Source organism: Paenibacillus sp. FSL H3-0286, from assembly GCF_045040705.1.
Taxonomy (GTDB): Bacteria; Bacillota; Bacilli; order Paenibacillales; family Paenibacillaceae; genus Paenibacillus_AQ; species Paenibacillus_AQ odorifer.
The window spans coordinates 4,438,137-4,462,214 of the sequence record NZ_CP150285.1 but is presented as its reverse complement, the minus strand read 5'-3'; the positions used below and the strand labels follow the sequence as shown (position 1 = coordinate 4,462,214).

The following is a 24,078-nucleotide window of genomic DNA, read 5'->3' as shown; positions in this document are numbered from 1 at the left end:
GTTAGAGTTTCGAAACAGAATATGTACCGAAAAAAACGCCTAAAGGGCGTTTTTTATTATCTTTAAGGATCTCAGTAATATCTTTTTTGAATTAAATCGCATCTTAAAGAGTATTTCTCGTATTAATATCTCTTTGTTACAATCAGATTGTTATCTAAAGGAGGGTATAAAATGAACTATCGTAAATTAGGAACGAGTGGCTTACATCTAAGTGAGATTGCTTATGGTAATTGGATTACACATGGTGCTCAAGTGGACAATGATACTGCCCATGCTTGTGTTCGCGCTGCATTGGATGTAGGGATCACAACATTTGATACTGCAGATGTATATTCCGATACGAAAGCTGAGATGGTGCTGGGCCAAGCATTAAAAGGAGTGCACAGAGCTGATATCGAATTGTGTACCAAGGTGTGCCATCCCACAGGGACGGGACGTAACGCAAGAGGTCTGTCCCGCAAGCATATTATGGAGGCGTGCCATGCTTCACTGAACAGATTACAGACCGATTATATTGATATCTATTATGCGCATCGCTTTGACGCATCAGTATCCCTTGAAGAGACCTTTTTGGCTTTTTCGGATTTGGTGCGTCAAGGTAAGGTTCTCTATGTCGGGATAAGTGAGTGGACGGCGGATCAGATAGCAGAAGGTGCTATTTTGGCGAGGGAATTGAAGGTGCCATTGGTGGCTAGTCAACCTCAATATTCGATGTTATGGCGTGTGATGGAGACGGAGGTAGTTCAAGCTTGTGAGCGGGAAGGGATTGGACAGGTGGTCTGGTCACCGCTTGCTCAAGGGATTCTTTCAGGCAAATATATGCCAGGTCAACCATTGCCAGAGGGTTCTCGTGCTTCAACAGCTGCGGGCTCACCATTTATGAATAAATTGGCGGGTCAGTGGCTTCGGACTGAGGTGCTTGAGGCGGTCTCGAATCTCTCTTCCATCGCCAGTGAAGTTGGGTTGACGCTTCCGCAGTTGGCTATAGCATGGGTGTTGCAAAATCCACAAGTCTCATCTGCAATTATTGGGGCATCCAAACCTGAGCAGGTTATAGAAAATGCCAAAGCTGCGGGAGTTCGTCTGGATAGGGAAGTGATGTTGGAAATCGATAGGGTGCTAGAAGGACTCGTTGAACGTGATCCTAGAAAAACGGGCTGAATATTATATCATTCACCATTAATAGCTTCTGAACTCATTTGTCCTATGATCTCTAGTAACGCGGATAAGGAGGCACGATCGCAATCGGTTCTCCAAGCGGCATAAAGGGGAATCGATGGTGTGCTTTCTTCAAAGGGACGAAATGCGACACCTTCACGCTGAAAAATAGCAACTGATGAGGGCACAATGGAAACTCCAAGATTAGCAGCTACCAAGTTTACAATGGTGTACATCTGAATGGCTTCCTGTACAACATTCGGATACATGTCGTGTTGGGCGCAGAAGCTCATAATGAGGTCATGAAAAGGAGCTCCTAAATGACGTGGGAACGATATAAATGGCTCTAAAGCTAAAGAGCGAATGGATAACACCGGTAAATGAGCTAGGTGATGCTGCTCTGGCAAAACGGCAATAAGCGATTCATTGACTAAGGGACGATGCTCGATATGTTTGCCCGACTCTGTATAACGTACAAATCCAATGTGAATCGTTCCTTCATGTAAAGCCTGCCACTGCTGAGCAGACGTCATCTCATGTAATGTGAGTTGGACTTGTGGATAACGTTCCCGAAACATTTTTAACATATCAACCAGTACTCCACCAGCTGCAGAATCTATAAATCCAATGTTCAAATGTCCGATAATTCCTTGATCGACTAATTGTGTTGTTTTAATAGAGCGTTCCAATTGAGATAGAATGGATTTAGCTTCCTCTAGAAATACCGCCCCTGCTGACGTGAGACGAACTTGTCTTTTGTTCCGTTCTAATAGTTTCACACCAATCTCATTCTCCAGAGCTTGAATTTGCTGGCTTAAGGGAGGCTGCGTCATATTTAGCTTCTCTGCTGCACGGTTAAAATGCAGTTCCTCTGCTACTGCGATAAAGTATTGTAATTTTTTTATGTCCATACTTTTCATTCTCCCTTGAAATGCTTCTCCAAGCAAGTATAAGGATCTTTGAAGAAAAATGAAAGGAATGACATGTCGTCTCCTCACTTAAACTCTACCTCCCATCTTACTTTTAGACAAAAAAACATTTTTGCAGTCAAAGACATGATGTGTAAAAACGCATACATTTAAATAGAAAGTTTGAGGATCATGGGAGGTAATGAGGATGAAAAATAGAAAGATAATGTTTATGAGCCCACACCATGTGGAAACGGTTGAAGAGGAGCTTGTACTTAAGGCTTTAGGTGACCATGAGGTACTCGTAAAATTGATTTATTCGCTGATTAGTCCGGGAACGGAGATGGCAATGTTATCTGGCAAAGAGGATTGGGCAAAACTCCCGCTGTGTCCAGGTTATGCAAGCGTCAGTCGTATCGTAGAATGTGGTAAAGGTGTTCAGGAATTTCAAGCGGGCGATGTGGTTTTTCATTACGGAACTCATTGCGAATATCAAGTGGTTGAAGCTAGGGATGTTTTCATTCGAGTGCCGGATGCGCTAGACTTGAAATGGGTACCGTTTACCCGGATGGCTACGGTAGCTTTTACATCGATACGTGTGTCGGATATCGAACTTGGAGACAAAGTGAGTGTGACAGGTCTTGGATTGGTAGGCAATCTTGCAGCTCAATTGGCGCGTTTGCAGGGGGCTACGGTAATTGGTATGGATTTGTCCAAAGAACGGCTGCGGACCGCGCGTCAATGCGGTGTGGATTACACCCTGGACAGTGGCGAAGGATTGGTAAAAGAGCAGATTATGACGTTAACTAAGGGCAAGGGTGTTTCCAGTCATATTGAGGCAACCGGTGTTTCCAAAGTTGGGGTTGATAGTCTTCAATACATCGGCTCACAGGGAGAAATCATCTTTTTGGGCAGCCCGCGTGGAGAATACAATACAGATATTACGGATGTGCTTAATTACTGTCATCTGTATAACCGGGGATGCATTACATTTAAAGGCGCTCACGAATGGCGTTATCCAACAGAGCCTAATTCGTTTGTGAAACATTCCTTGGTGCGTAATTCTGGCATTGTCTTCGAGCTTATGCAACAACAGAAGCTGCACATCGAACCTTTGATTAGCCATGTCATCAAGCCGGAGCAAGCTAGCGAAGCCTATGAGGGATTAAGAACCAACAAAGATCAGTACAATGGCGTACTGTTTGATTGGTCATAAAGGGGGAGAACGACGATGATAAGAGGATTAACAACAGCGGGTTTGGGAGAAATTGCTTCTAATGAAGAATATATCAGACTTGCGAGCCAATTCGGGTTTCAGGCCATAGACGTCAATCCATTAGAGTTGGTACAGCAGTATGGCAAGGATGGGGCTGTCCAATTACTGGAAAGTCATGGCATCATGCTAGGATCATTTGGTTTAGAGGTAGATTGGCGCACGACAGAGGAAAGCTTTAGGGAAAGTCTGAAATCGCTTACGCTGATGGCTAAGGCCGCTGCTGCATTAAATTGCACTACATGCTGTACCTATATTTTGCCTTCGACAGATCTTCCGGTCGCACCGTTCATGATTGCAGCCACTAGACGTTTAAGACTATGTGCAGAAATATTAGGCGCCTATGGTATTTCGCTAGCCTTAGAGTTCGTTGGTCCTCATCACTTACGTACACAATGGGCAAATCCGCTAATCTGGACGATGCAAGATACGTTGGACTGGATGGATTCAATTCAAGTGAGAAATATCGGTTTGTTACTGGATTCCTATCATTGGCATACGAATGGATTAACGAGGGAGGACCTGCTGAAATTACAACCGCATCAAATTGCGTATGTCCATATTAATGATGCTAAACCTCTGCCGATAGAGGAATTGCTAGATTCCGATCGATTGTATCCAGGGGAAGGATCCATTGATCTTACCGGATTCTTGGGAAGCTTGAAAAAGATCGGATACAAGGGCGTTATCGCTCAAGAAGTGCTAGCGCCAGCTTCATCACAAAGTTCATCTGAACTATTTTCTCGTTCCAAAGCAGGCTTCGATAAAGTATTCTCATCACTGGAAATCTAACCCCATCGAATCCCACATTGGAAGGAGCGTTAAGGATGAGTCTGTTCAGTCGGACGTTCAAAACAAATGTGGGAGTAATGCCTAGTAAGTTCGCCGCGATGCGATCTGCTTTAATCAATAAATCGCAATAAAAGAATCGACCATCTGCTCTATGGGATGGTTGATTTTTTTCCTCTGAACATAGGAATACATACGTCTATAGGCCTCTTAATATAGTATAATCATACTGTATTGCTCAAAGTTGGAGATAGGGATATAGCACTATTAAATACTATTGACGAATGAGGAGTCTATGAGAACTTCGGAGAATAAAATTAAGTTAAGTCATATGTTGTACATAGTAGTATTTATCTGCCTGCTGATTGCAATACGCTGGAGCTGGTACAATCATTTTAATCTGTCTAATCCTCCTGTAGTGGAGCAAGGTGTGCTCGATTTGCGGGGAGTAGACCTTGAATCACTAAGTTCTTTTCCATTGGATGGAGAATGGGAGTTTTATCCTCAACAATGGGTGAACGCTGCCAATATGGATAGTGTTTTAAAAGGCCAGATGCTTCAGGTGCCGGGTAACTGGAATTCTGTATTCAATTCTGCTGAGCAAAAGAAGGCGTATGGATACGGAACTTATCATTTGCGGATTCTGCTAGATCGTCCCTTGTCTGAGCCACTTAGCTTTTGGTTCCAATCCATCTATACTTCTTCTGAAGTGGAGATTAATGGAACAGTCCTCTCACGGTTTGGAGTGTTATCTGACGAGAAGGAAGAGCATGTTTATGTGACGAAAGCATTCTTAATCAGTTATACACCTACAGATCAGAAGCATCTGGATCTGTTTGTTCGGACGTCAAACTATGAGTCTCCACTAAAAGGGGGCATAATTCGGTCCGTGGAGTTTGGCATTCAACATGGGGTAGACACTATATATTGGAATTCCATTGGCTTGCAGCTAGTCGTAGGGGTCATGCTTCTTCTACATGGGTTGTATTTATTGATTATCTATCTGATGGATGTACGAAAAACAGAGCTGATTATTTTTTTCCTAATGATGGTCGCTGCGGCTGTATCCATTGGGGTTGAACATAATGGACTGTTGTTCAGGTTTCTTCATGTTGATTTTGCCTGGATGCTGAGGTTAAAGGTTCTTTCGTATATAGGGTTTTGTTTATTCCTTTTATTGATGGGAAGAGAACTATTGGGGAATCGACGGAAAGGCAAGGCGTTTTATAGTTACATCCTGTCAGTTCTCATTTTTACTTTATTTATTATTGTAGGTCCTGAAGAGGCAGTGTTATATATCATCGGAAAAGGGTATTACATGATCCTGTATTACGTTCCAGTGTGTTGGACGGTATATTATTTTTGGAAGATGGTAGCCTTACGAGCTGAAGGTGCTCTATTTTTATTGTTTTCAGTGTTAGCAGTACTAAATAATATGTTGTGGGGGGCTGTCTACTATGCCGGTAGCTCACAATTTATGTTTTATCCCGTAGATTTAATTGCTGCCCTTGCCGCATTTTCTGCCTATTGGTTTAGGAGATATTTTCATCAATCCCATCAAAATGTGTTACTGAACGCTCAATTGGCGGAATCCAATAAATTAAAGGACCGTTTTCTAGCCAATACGTCACATGAGCTGCGCACTCCACTGCATGGGATTATGAATATTGCCCAAAGTGTGTTAACAAGAAAAAAACATGTGCTGGATGAAGAGAGCCAACGTGACATGGAATTGCTAATTATGGTCAGTCGCCGGATGTCGCTTATGCTGAATGACTTGCTTGATGTTGTGCGATTGCAGGATAAGCGGATTGTGATGAATATAAAGGCGCTGCAAGTGAGGTCATTGGCTGAAGGTGTACTGGATATGTTACGTTTCTTAACCGGTGGGACGAAGGTGGAGCTTCGAATGTCTATAGATGAGAATCTGCCGCGTGTTTATGCTGATGAGGAGCGATTGGTGCAGATTCTGATTAATTTGGTTCATAACGCACTAAAGTACACCGAACAGGGAAGTGTTGAACTGGCCGCAGAACAAGTGGGTGGGGATGTATGGATACATGTTACGGATACAGGAGTAGGTATGGATGAAGCTTTGAAAAAGCGTGTTTTTATGCGCTATGAACAAGGGGCTTACGGTCAAGGCGGCATTGGGTTGGGGCTTAGTATCTGTAAGGAGCTGGTCGAACTGCATGGCAGTGAATTATTGCTGCAATCGCAGCCGGGTCAGGGAAGTAAGTTCAGCTTCAAATTACCTGTAGCTAAAGGGAGCCTGAAGTCATCTATTCCAGATGTTCATACAGAAAAAGATTCGGATCCATTGTCACCGTTCAGTACGTGGATAACTGCGGAGAAATCAGCTATGGTGGCTGCCACCTATAACACAAAGGAAGTAGAGGCACTCTCGAAGCTCGATACAGACTCTGACATCATACATGTGCTGGCGGTTGATGATGATTCGGTCAATTTAAAAGTTCTGCAAAATATTTTATCAGATGGAGCCTATCGGATTGATACAACGACTTCAGCCCGTGAGGCGCTGGATATGTTGCATCATGAGCTGTTCGATTTGGTTATCGCTGATGTGATGATGCCGGGCATGTCTGGATATGAATTGACAAGATTGATACGCGAGCGGTTCACGATGTATGAACTTCCTATTATTCTATTGACCGCTCGCAGTGAGCAGGAGGATGTCTATGCAGGTTTCTTGGCTGGCGCTAATGACTATGTAACCAAGCCAGTAGATGCCATGGAATTGAAGTATCGTGCTTCGTCGCTCACTTCTATGAAGCAAGCAGTCAATGATCGTTTGAGAATGGAGGCTGCTTATTTACAAGCGCAGATCCATCCACATTTTCTCTTTAATACATTAAATTCGATTATGTCCTTGAGTGATTTTGACACTGTCAAAATGAAAGATCTTTCAGATGCATTCACTACTTATTTGCGGATCAGCTTTGACTTCTTAAATGCAGGCAAACTTGTTTCGCTGTCGCAAGAGCTGGAGCTGGTCGAGAATTATGTATATATCCAGCAGCAGCGTTTTGAGGAGAGGCTGCAGGTTGAATGGGAGGTAGACGCGAATCTACAGCTTCTAATTCCTCCGCTGACCATTCAGCCACTGGTCGAGAACGCCGTCCGGCATGGGATTTTAAGTCGGGCAAAAGGTGGAACCTTGCGTATTCACATCGAGACACATGTGGAGGCTGTTCATTTTATCATTGCTGATACGGGGATTGGAATGGATGAAGCTCAAGTCAGTAAGTTATTGCAACCAAAAAGTCTTAAGGATCAAGGAATTGGGCTCCTTAATACAGATCGGAGATTAACACAATTATATGGACAAGGCTTGAAGATTCAAAGTATTCCTGGGGTGGGAACTACGGTGTCTTTCATTATTCCTGATTAGGAGGGTTGTAAAACCATCCTTTTCTGTCCAGCTGTAATTGAGTGGATGTGATTTGAATCATCAATTCTTCCACGGCGGATAAGGTTGCAACTATACAGACAATGGTTGTCCAAATGGTGGGGTTACTATGGGAAAGCCATATAGGAGTTACAAATAAGAGAAGCCCGGTGAGTTTATTGCCGTAGGTATGGATACTTGCGTAAGTTTTGAATCTGCGGAGGGCAATCCCTGTCGATGTTATGCGGATGGCCGCGATCAAGAAGATCCATAGGATGAATTCGAGGGTAAGACCCAGATACGGATACAAAGTAAATAAGCAGATCCCGATTAGTATCGTGTCGGCAGCAGAATCCAGCTTTGCTCCGAGATGACTTGTTGTGCCTGATTTTCGGGCAATTGGACCATCTATCAGATCGGTGACTCCGCAAAGGATATAAATTGCAAGAAAGGCCGAACTTAGCGGCTCGAAGAATAACAGCATTATTGCCAAAATAATTCTGCCAAGTGTAATACAGTTAGGTATAACTTTCAACTTCAATCCCACCTTTGTTCATGACCTCATTTAATTCTATTGTACCAGAGGAAGAGTATATGCTATTTGGAAAAGGATTATAAGATAGTATTGAAGAAGTAGTGAAGTAGAAGTATAGATTAGGATTCTAGCGGTAAATTAGGAGGGATTTTATGAAGCAGAATACAAACTTAAAGGTACATACATTAGCTGATATCGAACATCTGAAAATTCACGGCAGAACAACAGGGTCACTTTCTCCACTAACATTATTTTGGACAGGCAGTGCGCTCGAATTAAATGTTAAAAGTTCTGAGCTATGGCTTGAAGTAGAAGCAGATTATGATGTTTATGAACCCTGGATTAGCATCCTGATCAATTCCGTTCCTGTTAGCAGACAAATGTTAGTAGCAGGCAGGTATTGGATTTGTGTATTTAGAGGCATGAATGATCGTGTTGTCAACAATATTCGTATTGTAAAAGATGTGCAGGCAATGAGTGGAGACCCTGGCTGCTCTTTGCAGATACATGCGGTGAAGATGGATGGAAAATTCCTGCCGGTTGCGGACAAACCCCACAAGATAGAGTTCATAGGTGACAGCATCACATCCGGAGAAGGAAGTATAGGTGCCAAGGCTGAAGAAGATTGGATTCCAATGTGGTTTAGCGCCATCAACAACTATACCAGAATGACAGCAGATGCTTTAAATGCAGAATATAGAGTTATTTCTCAAAGTGGCTGGGGCGTCCTTACTAGCTGGGATAATAATCCGCACGGTAATATCCCTGATTGTTATGAGCAGGTTTGTGGTCTTCTAACTGGAGCAAAAAACGAAGCTTTAGGAGCTTTTCAAGAACATTCTTTTGAAACCTGGCAGCCAGATGTTGTGGTAGTTAATCTAGGAACAAATGATGGGGGCGCTTTTCAATCGCCAGAATGGAAAGATGAGGTAACAGGGGAGAGCCATAAACAACGTTTAAATGAAGACGGGACCTATCATGAGGATGATATACAAGCTTTTGTCGATGCCGCCGAGAAATTTCTGCTGAAGCTTAGAAAAAATAATCAACATGCACATCTCGTATGGGCATATGGGATGCTTGGTATCCCGATGATGCCAGCGATCTACCGGGCGGTCGATGTTTATAGCAAGAAAACAGGGGACAAGCAGGTTTCTGTATTGCAGCTTCCAAATATGACGGATGAGACCATAGGGGCAAGAAGTCATCCGGGAGCATTAGCTCATGAACAAGCGGCAAAAGAGTTGACGGGGTATTTGAAAGGGATTCTAGCGAGCGAAAATTAATGAGGAATTCATAAAAAAACAAGCCGGAGCGAAAGGATCACGCTCTGGCTTGTTTTTATTTACTTTAGTCTATTTGGTGGATACAGACTTGAACCATTCGTTAACTTCTTTGGTGATTTGATCACCACCATTTGCTTTCCAGTTGGAAACAAAGGAGTCAAAGGCATCTACAGGAAGCTTACCGTAAATGATTTTGTTGAAGGTTTCCATTTCGGATTGACGAAGCAGATTCCATTTGGATACCATCGTTGGTGTCGCAGCGCCAGTGAAATAGTTCTGTCTACGAATGTCTATTTGTGACATAACAACTTTTGCAGCGGCCCAGTTTTCCGGTTTACGGAACTCAGCCATTTGTTTTTCATAAGGAGTTACAGGGGTTTCACCATCAGCAAGTTTAACCAATGTTTTCATGAACAGATCAGGAATACGAGCCGGTCCAGTTAAGAAAGGAAACTCATTGGAGAAGTCTTTAATCTTCTCTTTATCACTAGTAGGTTTTCCATCAATCATGTCCCAATCGTAGCCTTTAGCAAAGCCGTATTCAAATTCACTACCAGCTGCTGGATTAGCTAGGTTATCAAGCAAGTAGTTGTAGTATAAGAAAATTGCTTCAGGGTGCTTAGCATCTTTGTTAATCATGATACTAGCGTTTACCCCAGAGTTCTGCCATTTGGTACCGATGAGTCCGTCTGGACCTGCTGGAACCGGATAAGCTTTGATCTTCGCTCCAGGTACATTTTTCATAAGATCGGGAGCCGGCCAGTCTGGAACCCAGTTTGCCCCTGGTAGAATACCTGCGGCGCCTTTTGTCCAGCTTTCAGCAGATTTACCTTCATCCCAAAGTGCAGAGTCTGTGTGAATATAACCTTTGTCCATCCACTCACTAAGCTTAGCAAGGGCTTGTTTAGCACCAGGGTTAATGGAACCGTATTCCAGATTGCCTTCGGCATCTTTATTCCATTGTTCCTCAATCGTACCGTAAGCACCGAATAACCAGTCGAGTTGACCCATCCAGGTGTTTGTATTATTTTTCAAAGAAATCGCAAGTGGGAAAACATCTTTAGGTGCTAGACCATCAGGGTTTTCGTTCTTAAATTTGTCCATGATATTCTCAAGATCGGCGATTGTTTTTGGAGCCTGAAGGTTCAGCTTTTCCATCCAATCTTCACGTAACCAGAGAAGAGTATCGTCATTATCAGTATATTCAAGGATCGGCATATTGTATTTCTTACCGTCTTTTGTGAATGGATACCAAAGTTCTGGGTGTGCTGCAGCATGATCTTTTAGAATTTTATTAGCATATTTGTCGAACAACTCATCGATAGCAATGAACTGACCGGAATCAATCAGTTGATTGGTCAATACTGCATTGGTTGGTACAGAAACGAAGTCAGGCAGCTTTTCGCCAGAAGCAATGGCAAGCTGAAGCTTTTGTCTGTATTGATCGTCATTGGCAGGATACCAAGTATCTTTATGCTTCATGCCCAGTGTTTCCAGCATCCAGCGATCGTGAACATTATTTTCTTTGGTATCACCTTGAACATATTTCTTCGGCATCAATACCGAACTGAACTCGATGGGTGGATCGTATTTACCTTTTTCAAAAGCAGCATCTGCTTCAGATAAACTAGTCTCAGACGATGTGGTATTGTTTTGTTTGGCGTTTTCATTATTTCCGCCGCCACTGCCACAGGCTGTGAGTGTGATAAGTGCTGTGACCGTTAACAACGACCACATTTTTTTGAACTTGATCATTCTTTAATTCCCCCTACTGTGTATGATCTTTACAAGTGTAACTTTAACAACTAGTCGGGGATGGCATCTATATGAGATTTTTAGTTTCGATAGGACTCTATCATGCTATTTATTATTGTCTCGATATTCCTGCGGCGTTACTCCGAACTGTCGTTTGAACACTTTTATAAAATAAGCAGGGTCCATATAGCCAATCTCCATGCTGATTTCATAGACTTTTTTAGAGGTAGTCTTCAGCTTATGGCAGGCGCGATCCATGCGCAGGCGCGAGATATAATCGCTTATTCCTTCACCCGTTTCAATCTTATAAATTTTTGATAAATGAGTCGGATGGAGGTTTACATGATCAGCCAGAACCCGTAATGAAACATCTAAATGCAGGTTTTTGTCTGTGAAATCTTGAATCTTTTTCACATATTCAGACCTGATGTCTTTAATTTCGTTAGACGTTCCTTCTTTCAATTTGCTCAGAATGCTGAGGGACCATTTTCTAAGTTTACCGATGGTCGAGAACGCTTCACCGCTTTGCAACCAACCGAGATCGTCTCCCGCTAAGTTAGCTAGAGTATGCCCATTTCGGTGTGCGAGATTCGTGAAGGATGCAGTGATTAAAAAACCGGCCTCCATGCAATGCTCCCACGATTCAGACCATTTCTCATCCAGCTCCGCGCAGACAGCGAGTAGTTTCTCTTCCGCAGCATCCCAATGCCCACTTTCAAGCAGGTGAATTAGTGTCGGCGGGGTGTAAAGGGCATCCAAAGGTCCTTGGGTAGTGGAAGGTTCAAATTCGCTGACCCGCATTACGAATTCGCGCTCGTCTCCCACGATCTGCCGGAAATAAGCTGTGGCCTGACGGAAACGGCTCGACACCTTCTCGGGAAACTGGAACCACTCGGTGATTACTATGGACAGGGAACCTTTCAGAAATTGCTTAACCTTATACTGAAGCTGTAAAGAAAGCTTTTCTAGGATGGTTTCTTTGCCGATGTCGGATCCTTTCTCTTTAAGCTGAAGCAGAAACACAAGATATCCATGTTCCTCTTTAACGCCCCAGACCTGCATAAACTCACCCATAATCTCTTCAGCCATATTGATGATGGCATATTCAATTAAGGTTTGATCATTATTGTTATAATGGCTAAATTCTTCTTCCATGCGTACAAGCATCAAAGCGCAATCGCCAGAATGGAAGGGCAAATCATAAGTTACGAGCTTCCGTTCCCATTCGCCAGCTTGAAATTGATGACCTTGCAAGGCATCAAGCAGCAGTTGACCACGTAAAAGCGGCAGATTCTCACGAAGGGTAAACTGGGTTCGTTTAAGCGAACTGATAAGTTCCCATTCTGTGTTCAATTGCTCGATGGCAGTTTTGACTGCACCGATAATTTCATCATCGGTAGGTGGCTTAAGCAAGTAATCGACGGCATTATGCTGAAGTGCTTTTTTGGCGAAATCGAACTCCGAATGGCCTGATAAAATAATACATTTGATCTTTTTATCACGTTTTCTTATCCGCTCTATTAATTCAATTCCCGTCATTTCGGGCATTTGGATATCCGAGATCACAATATCAATAGGGTTTGTATCGATAATTTGTAGCGCTTCACGTGCTGAATACGCTTTATGCACCTGTTCAATGCCTAGCGTATGCCAGGGTTTAGTCATGGCAAGATTATCTACCCAGTGTGCTTCATCGTCTACTATAATCATTTGCATGTTGTTATTCTCCTTGATGATTCTTAAATTTAGAATATTCATCCTCCGTAGGGATTTCCCAGATAATCTCTGTTCGGAAACCTCCAAGAGGGGATGGTTTAAAGGTTAGGCAGGATTGATTACCGAACAGGTGCATGATCCGCTGATTCGTATTCCAGAGCCCGCAGCCCATTTCTTCCTGCAATGGCTCCTGCATTTTACGATTCAAAGCTTCCAGCTGCTCCGGATTCAAGCCAGGTCCGTCGTCATCAATGTAGATCTTGCAGAAGCCGTTCGAAATCTCACCACTAATGCTGATCTCACCCGAAGAATACGATTTTGCCACTCCGTGAATGACTGAATTTTCCACAATAGGTTGTAGCATTAGACGTGGCACAGACTGGCTTAACATGTTCTCAGGGATTTCGATATGATAATCAATTCTGGCATTGCGCAGCTTTTGAATATCCAAATAGTTGACGAGCAGCTTGATTTCATCATCCAGTGACGCAGTTTCCCGTTCCATTCGGGTAGTATAACGGTAGTAAGCACTTAAATTATAAGCCATGGAGACGACAGCGTCCTCATCCTTCATTTGGGCCATATTGATAATATAACCAAGGCAGTTATAGAGAAAATGCGGATTGATTTGCGCCTGCAGTTGCTTAAGTGTAGCTTCGCGGGCACGGATTTTCTCATTGAACACATTCTCTATCAGGTCTTGAATTTGATGTGACATATCATTAAAGCGATGGAATAGAAACGAAAACTCGTTCCGGCCTTCATTATGAAGACGTACAGAATAATCTCCACGCTGCACGCGCCGTAAGCCTTTAATTAGCTTTTTGATAGGATATTGAACATTTCTATATAGTAATATGGAAGCGGAAATTCCCATAACAAACAGCAAAATCATCGAGATATAGAACAAATCCTGACTGAGCGAAATGGGTTTTAGGATTTGATATAGAGGGACAACATCTATTAAATTCCAATCCAAATAGGAGGACTTCACAGAGCTGACCAGGTAGTTCTTGCCATTGAGTTTGACTACATCCTGGGTAGTATTCTCAGGTGAGTGTTTATCCAGGTAACGAATGAGTTCTTCAGATAGCTGCTTGTCCGCACTGCGATTCAGAATTGGCGAGTTCCCTTTATGATAGAGAAAAGGATCACCTTGTCCACCTTCCTTGTACGTATCCAGCATGTTCTGAATATTCTCATAACTGAAGCTGGCCTCAATCACCAAGTTGCTTCCCGTCAACATCCCCGGCTGAGCTAAGGAATCTGTATAGAACCAGTAGAAGGATTTTAACTCGTCTTTAGATTCCAAGCTGTGATCGCCATACGTCCATTTTCCACTCATATTTCTTTTTAAGTAATCCTCATCATACCCAAATGCTCGATTGTAGTTGGAGATGACATCTTTATTTTGCTGTGAATGTACGGCATATCTGGCAGGCCAAATATCTGCAACCCCAGATTGAAGCACCATCTTTTCCTGAATGACATACCGGGTCTGCATCTGATCATATCGATCAGCCCAAATGTTTAATCCGTTGAAGGCTCTGACATTGGGATCTCTAGAAAGGATAAGGGTGAAGTCCATCATCTGATTAATACGCGAATCAATTTGACTGGACAGAAAAGTGAGCTGCTTCGTATTGGACACCTGCAGCTCTTTGCTTACAACATCGTATGTGACGTTATTTGAAAAGGTATACATGATAATGATGGGGATGAACAAGAGTATGATCAGGCAGTTTATTTTGGCAAACAAACTAAACCGGGATTGTGTTAATTCTCTCAGGGATGTAAAGCGCTTCCAAATATTCATAAATGTACCCTCCAGATGATGTCCTAATAAAACCATATCAAGCCTAACAATGTTATATAGTCAAACCTGAGAAACGCCTGATACTATTTATAGCAGAGATCCCCATCACACACAAAATATTTTTTTTGGGAACAGGAGAGAGCTATGGAGGCTAATTCAATACAGCAGGTAGGCCTGGAAAATAAACCAAGTATAAAAAGAAAAAGAAAAAAAGGCTATAAACAACCATGGGTGCTCCACTTCATGGTATTACCGGCGGCAATTATGGTTTTTATTTTTTCTTATATCCCCATGTCAGGAATACTCATGGCATTTCAGGATTATAAGCCTGCATTAGGATTTTTTGATTCCGAATGGGTCGGACTTAAGCATTTTAGGTACATGTGGGAGAACGATTATTTCCTGCAAATTACCTGGAACACACTGTTTTTTGCTTGCTCCAAAATTGTTTTGAACCTGATTATTCCTTTTATATTCGCCTTGTTGCTTAATGAGGTAAGGAATATGGGCCTTAAAAGATCGATTCAAACACTCGTCTATCTACCGCATTTCTTGTCATGGGTTACCCTTTCAGGAATTCTGATCGATATCCTAGCTCAAACAGGGATTGTGAATCAGTTTATTTCGTCCGTTTTCGGCATAAAACCGATATTTTTTCTAGGGGACGGCAACTGGTTCCGATTTACCATCATAGCCAGTGATGTTTGGAAAGAATTTGGTTTCAACACGATCATTTTCCTAGCTGCGCTATCCGGCATTAATCCATCACTTTATGAAGCTGCTGAAGTGGATGGGGCAGGTCGCTGGAAGCAAACGATGTATATTACCATACCAGCACTTATTCCAATTGCTATTGTAATTGCGACCTTGGCACTGGGCAATGTATTGAACGCCAACTTTGACCAGGTATTTAACCTATATAGTCCTTTGATCTATCAACAAGGGGATATCATTGATACCTTTGTGTATAGAGAAGGTCTTCTCAGCGGACAATTCAGCTTTGCGACCGCAGTTAATCTTTTTAAATCAGCAATTAGTTTAATTCTAATCGTTATTTCATACCGACTTGCCTATAGATTTGCAGGGTACAGAATTTTCTAGAAAGGATGACAACAAATGTACCATAAAACCCTTCCATATCGAATATTTAGCATATTCAATAATGTGCTCCTAACTATCCTTTCGGTGCTCTGCTTGCTGCCATTGTATCACTTACTCATGGTATCTCTTAGTGCGTCCGCCCCAGCCAATGCTGGGTTGGTCACCTTTTGGCCAATTGGCTTCACTTTGGAGGCCTATGCAAAAACTTTTAACAATACTAATTTTCTTACATCCCTGTGGGTGTCGGTAGAGCGGACAATACTAGGAACAGCACTTGCACTGGTAGTAAATACGGTTGCAGCCTATGCTCTTTCTAAGGAAACTAGAGTTTTCCGGGCGCGTAATATCTATCTTTGGTATTTTGTCGTAACCATGCTGTTCAGTGGGGGTCTGATTCCGGGATATATCCTGATTCTAAAGCTCGGGCTGATGAATTCTTTGATGGCACTTATCTTACCTGGATTGGTAGCCGTATTTAACATCATTTTGCTGCTGAACTTCTTCCGTGGTGTACCTAAGGACCTTGAGGAAGCAGCCTTTATTGATGGAGCAGGACATTTTAAGACCTTTTTGAAAATATATTTACCAGTCTCCTTACCAGTCATTGCAACGGTTTCCCTATTCATGATGGTGGGTCATTGGAACTCTTACTTTGACGGTATAATCTATATCAGAGATTCGGATAAGCTGCCGCTGGCGACGTTTATGCAGACCATTATCGTTCAGGCAGATATGTCCAAGCTTGATCCGTCAGCTGTAGCTAACTTGTCTCAACGAACCATACGGGCTTCACAGATTTTCATAAGTGCGCTACCGATACTGTTAGTTTATCCATTCCTGCAACGTTATTTTGTGACAGGGATCGTAGTCGGCGCTGTAAAAGAATAGTCAAAAAAGAGGGAGTTACTGGACTAGTCCATGTAGCTCCCTTTTTTTGTAGGTATGGCATGCAAATAAGCATTCCCAGATGAATTGCGCCTTCTAAAATACGGTGCTATACTTTTGGCATGAAATATGCTCGGAGGTGGTACAGTGCTAATGTTGAAATGCCCATTAGCTAGAAGTTCCTCACGCAAAGCCTAATATAGGGCGATACTTTGCGTGAGGTGCGATGGATGGATATATCGCCCAACTTAATTTTATCGTTTCTATAAATGGGCTTTGCACCTTATGAACTTTTAATATAAATAAGGGGCTGAAAAGCGATGTGTACACCATTTATTAGAAACCATCAATATAACTTAATTAAGAAACAAACGAAATTTGTTCTGCATACCCTGCGAACCGTTGCGGATCGTAGAGTCTTGGAGACTGTAAGATATAGTGCTGCTACGAACATTATTGAGGCATTTCCTTCTCTTACGGAGAATCACAAGCAGATGCTGGAACAAATATCGACCTTCGAAACTGCAGAAGATTTCCAGAGATATCTTAGTGAATTAGAACCATACCTAGAGTCATATCCGACGATTACGCTGAAGCAGATTCAGAAGCTATTCCCTAAGAATAAGAAACTGAAAGTACCTGATCTACAACTCATCGACTATCGCAACATAACGTATTTGAGTTGGATAGATATTGCCAGTAATAAATTATTCATTATCTATCCGTACGAAGGACAGTTCATTGGTATTGAGGGTAGAATCACACCAACGCACAAAAAGGGGTACTGCATGTTCTGCAATCGGCATCAAGAGCTTGCATTCTTTTATGTTAAGACCAAGAATGTGAACGTTTCGCCGGATAATATTTCTGCTGTGGGTCAATACGTATGTCTGGATAATCTGGAATGTAATCGGAGCATAACCGATACAGCTAAGCTTGAGAGGTTCATTCTCTCTGTCCGCAAATAATGTTTAGAAAAGGCTCCCTTAGTGGGAGCCTTTTTCGTTAAAAATATTGTCAGGATATAGACAATTCGTTTCATTGAAGCAATGGGGCACGACATTAGTGGATATAATGAGATTCAAGGGCCGAATGAATAATATAAGCGTTTACAAACAGAAAATTCGAGTGGTTATAAAAATAGTCAGAAAATTTCCATATGACGTGCTTTGTTACTTAAGCTATAATGAGGTCTAAAAAAGAAAACGGGGCGTTATAATGAATCAAATGAAGGGTAACAAAAATCTTCTCTCGGAGAAGGAGGAACGCTTCTCTTCCGCGGGCTTTATTTTTGCCGCCATCGGCAGCTCGGTTGGGCTAGGGAATATGTGGAAGTTTCCTTATATTACAGGAGAAAATGGGGGGGCAGCTTTTTTCCTGCTTTTCATCGTCTGTTTAGTGCTGATAGGGTTACCGGTGCTGTTGGCAGAACTGGCTATCGGACGCAGCGGGCGTGGTAGCGCGGCGACCTCTTTTATGCGGGCTGGAGGCGGGAAGAGTTGGTTTGCAGCTGGAATGTTGCAGGTACTTGCGCCGTTTCTAATTCTCTCCTTTTATATTATTGTTGCTGGCTGGACGCTGAACTATTCGATGATTGCTTTTAATGGACAACTATTCAGCACTACTGATTATGCAGGTGAATTCAATTCGTTTGTCTCCGGATATATGCCGATCGTTTGGCAGGGGATAGCCATTCTGATTACGGCAGGTGTAGTCATCCTTGGCGTATCAGGCGGGATTGAGAAATTTAACAAAGTATTAATTCCTGGTATGGTCGTACTCCTTGTAGTGTTAATGATTCGCGCAGTAACCTTACCGGGTGCATCCGCAGGGGTATCTTTTTTCCTAAAACCGGACTTTTCAGTGTTGACAGCGGAATCTGCGCTAGTTGCATTGGGACATGCTTTCTTTTCATTATCGCTCGGGATGGGGATTCTCCTGACTTACGGATCTTATGTTGATAAAAAACAATCGCTGGGTACCGCTGCAATCGCAATCGGTGCAGGAGATTTGTTATACGCGTTTATCGCAGGCTTGATTATTTTTCCGACGACCTTCTCATTTGGTATTGCTCCTGATCAGGGGCCTTCGCTGATTTTTATCGCTTTGCCAGCCGCTTTCTCGGCTATGCCTTTTGGTGCGCTCTTCGGCGGTTTGTTCTTTATCTTGCTGGCGATTGCTGCTCTAACTTCAGCTGTATCGCTGCTTGAAGTGCCTGTATCCTTCACAATGGAGCGCTGGAATTGGAGCCGGAAACGTTCGGTTTGGATTTTGACGCTGATCTGTTTCCTTCTTAGTATTCCTTTAGCGATGTCACTGGGGATGTTCCCGGAGCTAACGATTGGTGGCAAATCTCTATTTGATGGGCTGGATTTTATCACCTCTAACATTATGCTGCCGCTTGGAGGTCTGCTGATTACCATCTTCGCCGGTTATTTCTGGAAAGGTGCAGCGGAAGCCGCTGGACTACAGGCGCGCTGGTTCCGTGTTTGGCTGTTTATGCTCCGTTATGTGGCGCCGATCCTAGTGTTCCTAGTGTTACTCCATACCTCGGGGATTATTTCCTTCTAATTCTGAAATTTATTTATCCAAAAAAAACTCTACAACCCCTGAGGGTTGTAGAGTTTTTTTGTGTTGAAAAGAGGGGATTAAATTGATTTTTAATTCCTACTTGACTAGGTGGAATAATTGGAATATAGTATAAAAAAGCTTGAACGGTATGGAAGGGAATGTAACTAACCAATCCATTCTTAACTAATAATTGTATACAATTATACAAATATATTATTGGGATTCGGACCCCACAGATTATCGATGAGGAGCAGTATAGAAATGGCGATACGATCACGAAGGTTATCAAAGGATAATACCTACTATGAATTAAAACAAAAAATTATTGATAGCGAGTTTGAACCGAATCAACCTGTAAATGAAGAAAATTTGGCGGCCTTGCTCGGGGTCAGCCGCACACCTCTAAGAGAGGCGATACAGAGACTGGAGAACGAGGATTTTCTGGTTCGACAGCCAAATGGAAGACTGCGGGTAGCTTCAGTAACCCTTAAAGAGGTTGAAGAAATATTTCTTATTCGCAGCATGCTTGAAGGCTATATTGCAAGAAGTGCAGCTAAGCATGCCACAGAGAAAGATATTGTGAATTTAACGACGATGATTACAAAAATGAAACACTCGTTCCAGCTTGGTGATAATCAGAATTTTGTTACATATGGATTTGAGTTCCATGATTATTTGTCAGAAATCAGCGAACTAAAAACCTTCGAGAAGGTTCTGAATCAATTAAGAGATCATTCGCTTCGTTATTGTCGATTCGTCTCTATGCATGGGGATTGGAACACACAAGCGGATGAAGAACATGATCTTATTTTACAAATGATCGCTGCTAAAAATGAAGATGGTGCTGAAAAAGCCATGCAAGATCATATTTTAAGCAGTCTATCGACTGCGCTTGATCGCATCAAAGGGATTGAAGAAAAGCTGGAAGCATAACGAAAGGGGAGACATCACCTATGAAACCACTAAATGAGGTTGAGCAAGCTTTAGCTAATCAATTAATAGAGGTTCGCAGAAACCTGCATCGTGAGCCTGAATTAGCGTATGAAGAGTTTAAAACCACAACAAAATTACGGGAATGGCTGACCCAAGCCAATATTCACATCCTTGACTTACCTTTACAAACCGGACTCATCGCAGAGATCGGGCAGGGTCACGGACCCATAGTGGCCATTCGTTGTGATATTGATGCACTTCCCATAGAGGAACAAACTGAATTGTCCTTTGCCTCAGAGATCCCAGGAAAGATGCATGCCTGTGGTCACGATTTTCACACGGCTACTATTTTAGGTGCTGCATTATTATTAAAGGCTCGTGAAAATGAACTACCTGGAAAGGTTAGAGTATTGTTTCAACCCGCGGAAGAAACAGGGCATGGGGCGGAAAGTGTCTTAGCCTCGGGAGGACTCCAGGATGTGGCGGCTATATTTGGTCTCCATAATTCACCTGACTTGCCAACGGGAGCTTTTGGAACAAGAACAGGAGCTTTAACAGCCGGTGTTGACCGGTTTGAAATTACAATAAAAGGTGTCGGCGCTCATGCTGCTTATCCTGAAAAAGGTGTGGATACGATTGTAACTGCGGCTCAGATCATTACCGCACTACAAACCATCGTAAGTCGCCAAAACAGCACCACGGAACCAGTAGTGTTAAGTGTTACCCGAATTAATGGAGGCTTCACATGGAATGTATTGCCGGAAAAAGTCGAATTAGAAGGTACAGTAAGAACTTACAATGAAGAGATTCGCCGCAATATTCCAATACAAATGACTCGTCTTATCGAAGGGATTGCTGCGGGAGCTGGGGCAGAGGCCCAGTTACACTGGTATCCAGGTCCACCCGCAACGATAAATCATGGGGAATGGGCGGACTTTACCAAAGAGATCGCCTCAGATTTTGGCTATGAAGTACATGATATTCCTCCACAGATGGGTGGAGAAGATTTCTCTTTTTATTTACAACAGATACCGGGTGCTTTTGTGAATATAGGATCGGGTCCAGCCTATCCCTTACATCACCCTCGTTTCGATGTTGATGAAGCTGCGATATTGCCAGCTGCTAAGTACTTCGCTTTATTGGCAGAACAAGCGCTGGTGAAGCTGCAAGAGGAAGCTTAATCCTAAAGATGATTGAGGGGAATGGAAATGATTGAATTAAAGAATGTTTACAAATCGTTCACTCGGAAAGGGACCACTATTGATGCTCTTAAGGGGATCGATTTAAAGGTCGAAAAAGGCGATATATTTGGGGTTATCGGCTATAGCGGTGCTGGGAAAAGCACATTAATTCGTTTAGTCAATTATTTGGAAAGACCCACCAAAGGACAAGTTATGGTCGCTGGACGTGATTTGGGAACATACAACGATAAAGAGTTGCGTACCGCTAAGAAAAATATCGGAATGATTTTTCAACATTTTAATCTACTAGAATCTAAAAAAGTATTTGATAATGTGGCGATCCCTCTAGTTCTCCTAAAAAAGAATAAAAATGAAATCCGCCAGCGGGTAATGGAGCTGCTAGAGTTTGTTGGATTAAGTGACAAAGCGGGGAGTTACCCGAGTGAGCTATCAGGTGGTCAGAAGCAACGTGTCGGGATTGCCAGAGCGCTTGCCTCGAATCCGTCTATCCTTTTATGTGACGAAGCGACCTCTGCCTTAGATCCACAGACCACACATTCTATCTTACAGCTATTAAAAAAAATCAATGCTGAATACAACATTACCGTGATGATCATTACACATGAAATGTCCGTGATTCAAGAGATTTGTAACAAGGTAGCGGTCATGGAAGAAGGCCGGATTATTGAGCAAGGAAGTGTTCTGGATGTATTCGGAAGTCCAAAACATCTGACCACGCAAAATTTCGTGAAGACGGTTATTCAAAATAGCATGACCTCTAGCGTGCGGAAATCTATCAAAACAGAACCCGGAAGTCAGCTGTACAAGCTTAATTTTGTGGGAGCAAGTGCCTCTGAGCCTATCCTGTTTGAAATGATTCGCTCCTGCGATATAAAGGTCAATATTTTATTTGCGAATACGACGGAGATTCAAGAAACAACACTGGGAACAGTGATCATTCAATTCGATGGTGAGGCAGCAGAGATTAACAATGCATTATCTTTCTTAACAAGAAATGGAGTCGGTGTAGAGGAGGTAGAATCTAATGTTTTCGACCACAGTAACAGGTGATCAATTTCTGCAGGCGATTATAGAAACAATTCAAATGGTAGGGTTCTCCTTGTTTGTTGGTTCCCTGATTGGGATCCCATTTGGGATATTGCTTGTCATCACTCGTCCGGGTGGGGTTTTGGAGAACAAAGCGCTTTACGCCGTACTAAATCCAATTATCAACATCATTCGCTCATTGCCTTTTATTATTTTACTGGTTGCGATTGTGCCTTTCACACGATTGATTGTTCATACTTCAATTGGGACAAGCGCAGCGATCGTACCCTTGATTATCTATATCGCACCTTATATCGGGCGGTTGGTAGAGAACTCACTGCTTGAAGTGAATCCGGGAATCCTTGAAGCCGCTGAGGCGATGGGAGCCACTCCTTTTCAAGTCATTTGGTACTTTTTATTGCCAGAGGCGGTTGGATCCTTAATCCTGTCTCTTACTACAGCGACGATTGGTCTGATAGGTGCAACTGCAATGGCTGGAACGGTAGGGGGAGGCGGCGTGGGAGACTTGGCGATTGTATATGGATACCAACGCTTTGACACTGTTGTCGTAGTAGCCACCGTGATTATCCTGATTATTTTAGTGCAAGGTATTCAATCTTTAGGCAACACGCTAGCAAGAAAAATTCGCCGTTACTAGTTACTACATATTCTGGGAGGGACTCGACAGATGAGTGAATGGAGTAAGCAAGATCGTTTTAACGCATTATTATCTGGAGAACGGGCGGATCGTCCAATCGGAAGTGGTTGGCGCCATTTTATCGACAAAGAACAAACTGCAGATGATTTAGCAGAAACTACGATTTCTTTTACGAAAAAATATGATTGGGATTGGGTCAAGATTAATCCAAGAGCGACTTATCTGGCGGAAGCTTGGGGGAATCAATACGATTTTACGGATTATCAGACCGTATTTCCGAGACAGCAAACGACGGCTATTCCAACAGCGGCTAGTCTGTGGGATATCGACGTCAAAAAGGCAGTCCAGTCAGCCCCTTTGGCAGAGCATTTAGATGCGGTTAGAAAAATTCGTCAAGGGTTACCAGACACCCCGCTAATCCAAACTGTATTTTCACCATTAACAGTGTTGCTATTTATTGTAGGGCGTTCTGCTTACGTTACTAAAACGGTGTTTGGTATTGAGCACCCGGTAACTTTGGAATCCTTGTTTAAAGAACATCGAGCGGCAGCACATCATGCGCTACATGCGATTTCCTTAACCTTAGCCGATTATGTACAAGAGTTACAGCAAGCGGGTTCTGACGGTTTGTTCTACGCAGTGACGGGCACAGCTCACCCAGGATTATTTGATGAAGCAAGTTTTGATGAGTTCTCCAGACCTTATGATTCTATTGTGTTAGAAGCAGCAAGCTATGGAAAAAACATTCTTCATACTTGTGGAGCCTACGCCCAGCCTGAGAAGTTCAACGATTATCGGATTGACGGGATCAGTTGGGATACGATAGCCGAGGGGAATCCAGGGTTAGAGGCAAATCTCAAAGCTACTAAAGTGGGTGGAGTCGATCATGGGTTGTTTGCGGTAAACGATATTGCCCAAATCAAGCAGCAGGCTGAAGATGCATTAAAGTTAATGAAAGACCAGCCGTTTATTCTATCTCCAAATTGCGCAATCCCACTCAATGTGACGGATGAGGCGTTGGCACAATTTAAAAAATCTATATTGGAATAGGGGAAGT

19 protein-coding genes are annotated in these 24,078 nt (G+C 42.8%); 14 read left to right on the top strand and 5 right to left on the bottom strand.

Features of this window, described 5'->3' with window-relative positions; all coding sequences use genetic code 11:
* Positions 1 to 171: 171 nt before the first annotated feature.
* Positions 172 to 1,161 (top strand): aldo/keto reductase family protein, encoded by a 990-nt coding sequence (locus tag MHB37_RS20070; protein ID WP_076127171.1) that lies wholly within the window; start codon positions 172 to 174, stop codon positions 1,159 to 1,161.
* A gap of 8 nt (positions 1,162 to 1,169) precedes the next feature.
* Here MHB37_RS20070 and MHB37_RS20065 read toward each other — a convergent pair whose 3' ends face one another.
* Positions 1,170 to 2,069, bottom strand: a complete 900-nt coding sequence (locus tag MHB37_RS20065; RefSeq protein ID WP_076127169.1) for a LysR family transcriptional regulator — start codon at positions 2,067 to 2,069, stop codon at positions 1,170 to 1,172.
* A gap of 205 nt (positions 2,070 to 2,274) precedes the next feature.
* Between MHB37_RS20065 and MHB37_RS20060 the strand changes: the two genes are divergently transcribed.
* The 3 genes from MHB37_RS20060 to MHB37_RS20050 all read left to right on the top strand — a co-directional run bounded on the left by MHB37_RS20060 (position 2,275) and on the right by MHB37_RS20050 (position 7,540).
* On the top strand, positions 2,275 to 3,282 hold the full coding sequence (locus MHB37_RS20060) for a zinc-binding alcohol dehydrogenase (RefSeq protein WP_076127168.1): 1,008 nt from the start codon (positions 2,275 to 2,277) through the stop codon (positions 3,280 to 3,282).
* A 15-nt stretch (positions 3,283 to 3,297) separates the two neighbouring features.
* Positions 3,298 to 4,131, top strand: a complete 834-nt coding sequence (locus MHB37_RS20055; protein ID WP_405168400.1) for a sugar phosphate isomerase/epimerase family protein — start codon at positions 3,298 to 3,300, stop codon at positions 4,129 to 4,131.
* A 292-nt stretch (positions 4,132 to 4,423) separates the two neighbouring features.
* Positions 4,424 to 7,540: an ATP-binding protein gene (locus MHB37_RS20050; RefSeq protein WP_405168399.1), complete on the top strand. Its 3,117-nt coding sequence runs from the start codon at positions 4,424 to 4,426 to the stop codon at positions 7,538 to 7,540.
* Here MHB37_RS20050 and MHB37_RS20045 read toward each other — a convergent pair.
* A complete protein-coding gene (locus MHB37_RS20045) occupies positions 7,527 to 8,072 on the bottom strand; it encodes a CDP-alcohol phosphatidyltransferase family protein (protein ID WP_076127162.1) in 546 nt (181 codons plus the stop codon). The two genes, MHB37_RS20050 and MHB37_RS20045, sit on opposite strands and share 14 nt — an antisense overlap.
* Before the next feature lie 152 nt (positions 8,073 to 8,224).
* On the opposite strand from MHB37_RS20045, the gene MHB37_RS20040 reads away from it, so the two are divergent.
* Positions 8,225 to 9,358 carry an SGNH/GDSL hydrolase family protein gene (locus tag MHB37_RS20040; protein WP_405168398.1) on the top strand — a complete coding sequence of 378 codons (1,134 nt, stop codon included), beginning with the start codon at positions 8,225 to 8,227 and terminating at the stop codon, positions 9,356 to 9,358.
* A gap of 69 nt (positions 9,359 to 9,427) precedes the next feature.
* On the opposite strand, the gene MHB37_RS20035 is transcribed toward MHB37_RS20040, so the two are convergent.
* The 3 genes from MHB37_RS20035 to MHB37_RS20025 form a co-directional block, all read right to left on the bottom strand.
* Positions 9,428 to 11,113, bottom strand: coding sequence for an ABC transporter substrate-binding protein (locus MHB37_RS20035; protein ID WP_076190804.1), 1,686 nt, complete (start codon positions 11,111 to 11,113; stop codon positions 9,428 to 9,430).
* Between the two features lie 105 nt (positions 11,114 to 11,218).
* Positions 11,219 to 12,829 carry a response regulator gene (locus MHB37_RS20030; RefSeq protein ID WP_076278670.1) on the bottom strand — a complete coding sequence of 537 codons (1,611 nt, stop codon included), beginning with the start codon at positions 12,827 to 12,829 and terminating at the stop codon, positions 11,219 to 11,221.
* 4 nt (positions 12,830 to 12,833) lie between these two features.
* Positions 12,834 to 14,645, bottom strand: a complete 1,812-nt coding sequence (locus MHB37_RS20025) for a sensor histidine kinase (RefSeq protein ID WP_076278669.1) — start codon at positions 14,643 to 14,645, stop codon at positions 12,834 to 12,836.
* A gap of 144 nt (positions 14,646 to 14,789) precedes the next feature.
* On the opposite strand from MHB37_RS20025, the gene MHB37_RS20020 reads away from it, so the two are divergent.
* The 9 genes from MHB37_RS20020 to MHB37_RS19980 all read left to right on the top strand — a co-directional run bounded on the left by MHB37_RS20020 (position 14,790) and on the right by MHB37_RS19980 (position 24,071).
* The gene (locus tag MHB37_RS20020; RefSeq protein WP_036688682.1) at positions 14,790 to 15,746 is read left to right on the top strand and encodes a sugar ABC transporter permease; all 957 of its coding nucleotides are present in this window, start codon (positions 14,790 to 14,792) and stop codon (positions 15,744 to 15,746) included.
* A 15-nt stretch (positions 15,747 to 15,761) separates the two neighbouring features.
* Complete coding sequence (locus tag MHB37_RS20015; RefSeq protein ID WP_036688680.1) at positions 15,762 to 16,634, top strand: carbohydrate ABC transporter permease; 873 nt, start codon at positions 15,762 to 15,764, stop codon at positions 16,632 to 16,634.
* A 317-nt stretch (positions 16,635 to 16,951) separates the two neighbouring features.
* Positions 16,952 to 17,599 carry a FusB/FusC family EF-G-binding protein gene (locus MHB37_RS20010; RefSeq protein ID WP_076179940.1) on the top strand — a complete coding sequence of 216 codons (648 nt, stop codon included), beginning with the start codon at positions 16,952 to 16,954 and terminating at the stop codon, positions 17,597 to 17,599.
* 250 nt (positions 17,600 to 17,849) lie between these two features.
* The gene (locus MHB37_RS20005) at positions 17,850 to 19,202 is read left to right on the top strand and encodes a sodium-dependent transporter (protein WP_076127152.1); all 1,353 of its coding nucleotides are present in this window, start codon (positions 17,850 to 17,852) and stop codon (positions 19,200 to 19,202) included.
* Positions 19,203 to 19,463: 261 nt separating this feature from the next.
* Positions 19,464 to 20,135 carry a GntR family transcriptional regulator gene (locus MHB37_RS20000; protein WP_052097124.1) on the top strand — a complete coding sequence of 224 codons (672 nt, stop codon included), beginning with the start codon at positions 19,464 to 19,466 and terminating at the stop codon, positions 20,133 to 20,135.
* A gap of 20 nt (positions 20,136 to 20,155) precedes the next feature.
* The gene (locus tag MHB37_RS19995; RefSeq protein ID WP_076278667.1) at positions 20,156 to 21,316 is read left to right on the top strand and encodes an amidohydrolase; all 1,161 of its coding nucleotides are present in this window, start codon (positions 20,156 to 20,158) and stop codon (positions 21,314 to 21,316) included.
* A 27-nt stretch (positions 21,317 to 21,343) separates the two neighbouring features.
* Positions 21,344 to 22,387 carry a methionine ABC transporter ATP-binding protein gene (locus MHB37_RS19990; RefSeq protein ID WP_036688670.1) on the top strand — a complete coding sequence of 348 codons (1,044 nt, stop codon included), beginning with the start codon at positions 21,344 to 21,346 and terminating at the stop codon, positions 22,385 to 22,387.
* On the top strand, positions 22,362 to 23,021 hold the full coding sequence (locus MHB37_RS19985) for a methionine ABC transporter permease (protein ID WP_036688669.1): 660 nt from the start codon (positions 22,362 to 22,364) through the stop codon (positions 23,019 to 23,021). The genes MHB37_RS19990 and MHB37_RS19985 overlap by 26 nt, the downstream gene beginning before the upstream one ends.
* A gap of 30 nt (positions 23,022 to 23,051) precedes the next feature.
* Positions 23,052 to 24,071, top strand: coding sequence for a uroporphyrinogen decarboxylase family protein (locus tag MHB37_RS19980; protein ID WP_076278666.1), 1,020 nt, complete (start codon positions 23,052 to 23,054; stop codon positions 24,069 to 24,071).
* The last annotated feature ends 7 nt before the right edge of the window (positions 24,072 to 24,078 follow it).

What these genes read in the sequence shown, in the direction of transcription:
- MHB37_RS20070 (WP_076127171.1), top strand. Translation starts at nt 172, where the DNA reads ATGAACTATCGTAAATTAGGAACGAGTGGCTTACATCTAAGTGAGATT.
- MHB37_RS20065 (WP_076127169.1), bottom strand. Translation starts at nt 2,069, where the DNA reads ATGGACATAAAAAAATTACAATACTTTATCGCAGTAGCAGAGGAACTG.
- MHB37_RS20060 (WP_076127168.1), top strand. Translation starts at nt 2,275, where the DNA reads ATGAAAAATAGAAAGATAATGTTTATGAGCCCACACCATGTGGAAACG.
- MHB37_RS20055 (WP_405168400.1), top strand. Translation starts at nt 3,298, where the DNA reads ATGATAAGAGGATTAACAACAGCGGGTTTGGGAGAAATTGCTTCTAAT.
- MHB37_RS20050 (WP_405168399.1), top strand. Translation starts at nt 4,424, where the DNA reads ATGAGAACTTCGGAGAATAAAATTAAGTTAAGTCATATGTTGTACATA.
- MHB37_RS20040 (WP_405168398.1), top strand. Translation starts at nt 8,225, where the DNA reads ATGAAGCAGAATACAAACTTAAAGGTACATACATTAGCTGATATCGAA.
- MHB37_RS20035 (WP_076190804.1), bottom strand. Translation starts at nt 11,113, where the DNA reads ATGATCAAGTTCAAAAAAATGTGGTCGTTGTTAACGGTCACAGCACTT.
- MHB37_RS20030 (WP_076278670.1), bottom strand. Translation starts at nt 12,829, where the DNA reads ATGCAAATGATTATAGTAGACGATGAAGCACACTGGGTAGATAATCTT.
- MHB37_RS20025 (WP_076278669.1), bottom strand. Translation starts at nt 14,645, where the DNA reads ATGAATATTTGGAAGCGCTTTACATCCCTGAGAGAATTAACACAATCC.
- MHB37_RS20020 (WP_036688682.1), top strand. Translation starts at nt 14,790, where the DNA reads ATGGAGGCTAATTCAATACAGCAGGTAGGCCTGGAAAATAAACCAAGT.
- MHB37_RS20015 (WP_036688680.1), top strand. Translation starts at nt 15,762, where the DNA reads ATGTACCATAAAACCCTTCCATATCGAATATTTAGCATATTCAATAAT.
- MHB37_RS20010 (WP_076179940.1), top strand. Translation starts at nt 16,952, where the DNA reads ATGTGTACACCATTTATTAGAAACCATCAATATAACTTAATTAAGAAA.
- MHB37_RS20005 (WP_076127152.1), top strand. Translation starts at nt 17,850, where the DNA reads ATGAATCAAATGAAGGGTAACAAAAATCTTCTCTCGGAGAAGGAGGAA.
- MHB37_RS20000 (WP_052097124.1), top strand. Translation starts at nt 19,464, where the DNA reads ATGGCGATACGATCACGAAGGTTATCAAAGGATAATACCTACTATGAA.
- MHB37_RS19995 (WP_076278667.1), top strand. Translation starts at nt 20,156, where the DNA reads ATGAAACCACTAAATGAGGTTGAGCAAGCTTTAGCTAATCAATTAATA.
- MHB37_RS19990 (WP_036688670.1), top strand. Translation starts at nt 21,344, where the DNA reads ATGATTGAATTAAAGAATGTTTACAAATCGTTCACTCGGAAAGGGACC.
- MHB37_RS19985 (WP_036688669.1), top strand. Translation starts at nt 22,362, where the DNA reads ATGTTTTCGACCACAGTAACAGGTGATCAATTTCTGCAGGCGATTATA.
- MHB37_RS19980 (WP_076278666.1), top strand. Translation starts at nt 23,052, where the DNA reads ATGAGTGAATGGAGTAAGCAAGATCGTTTTAACGCATTATTATCTGGA.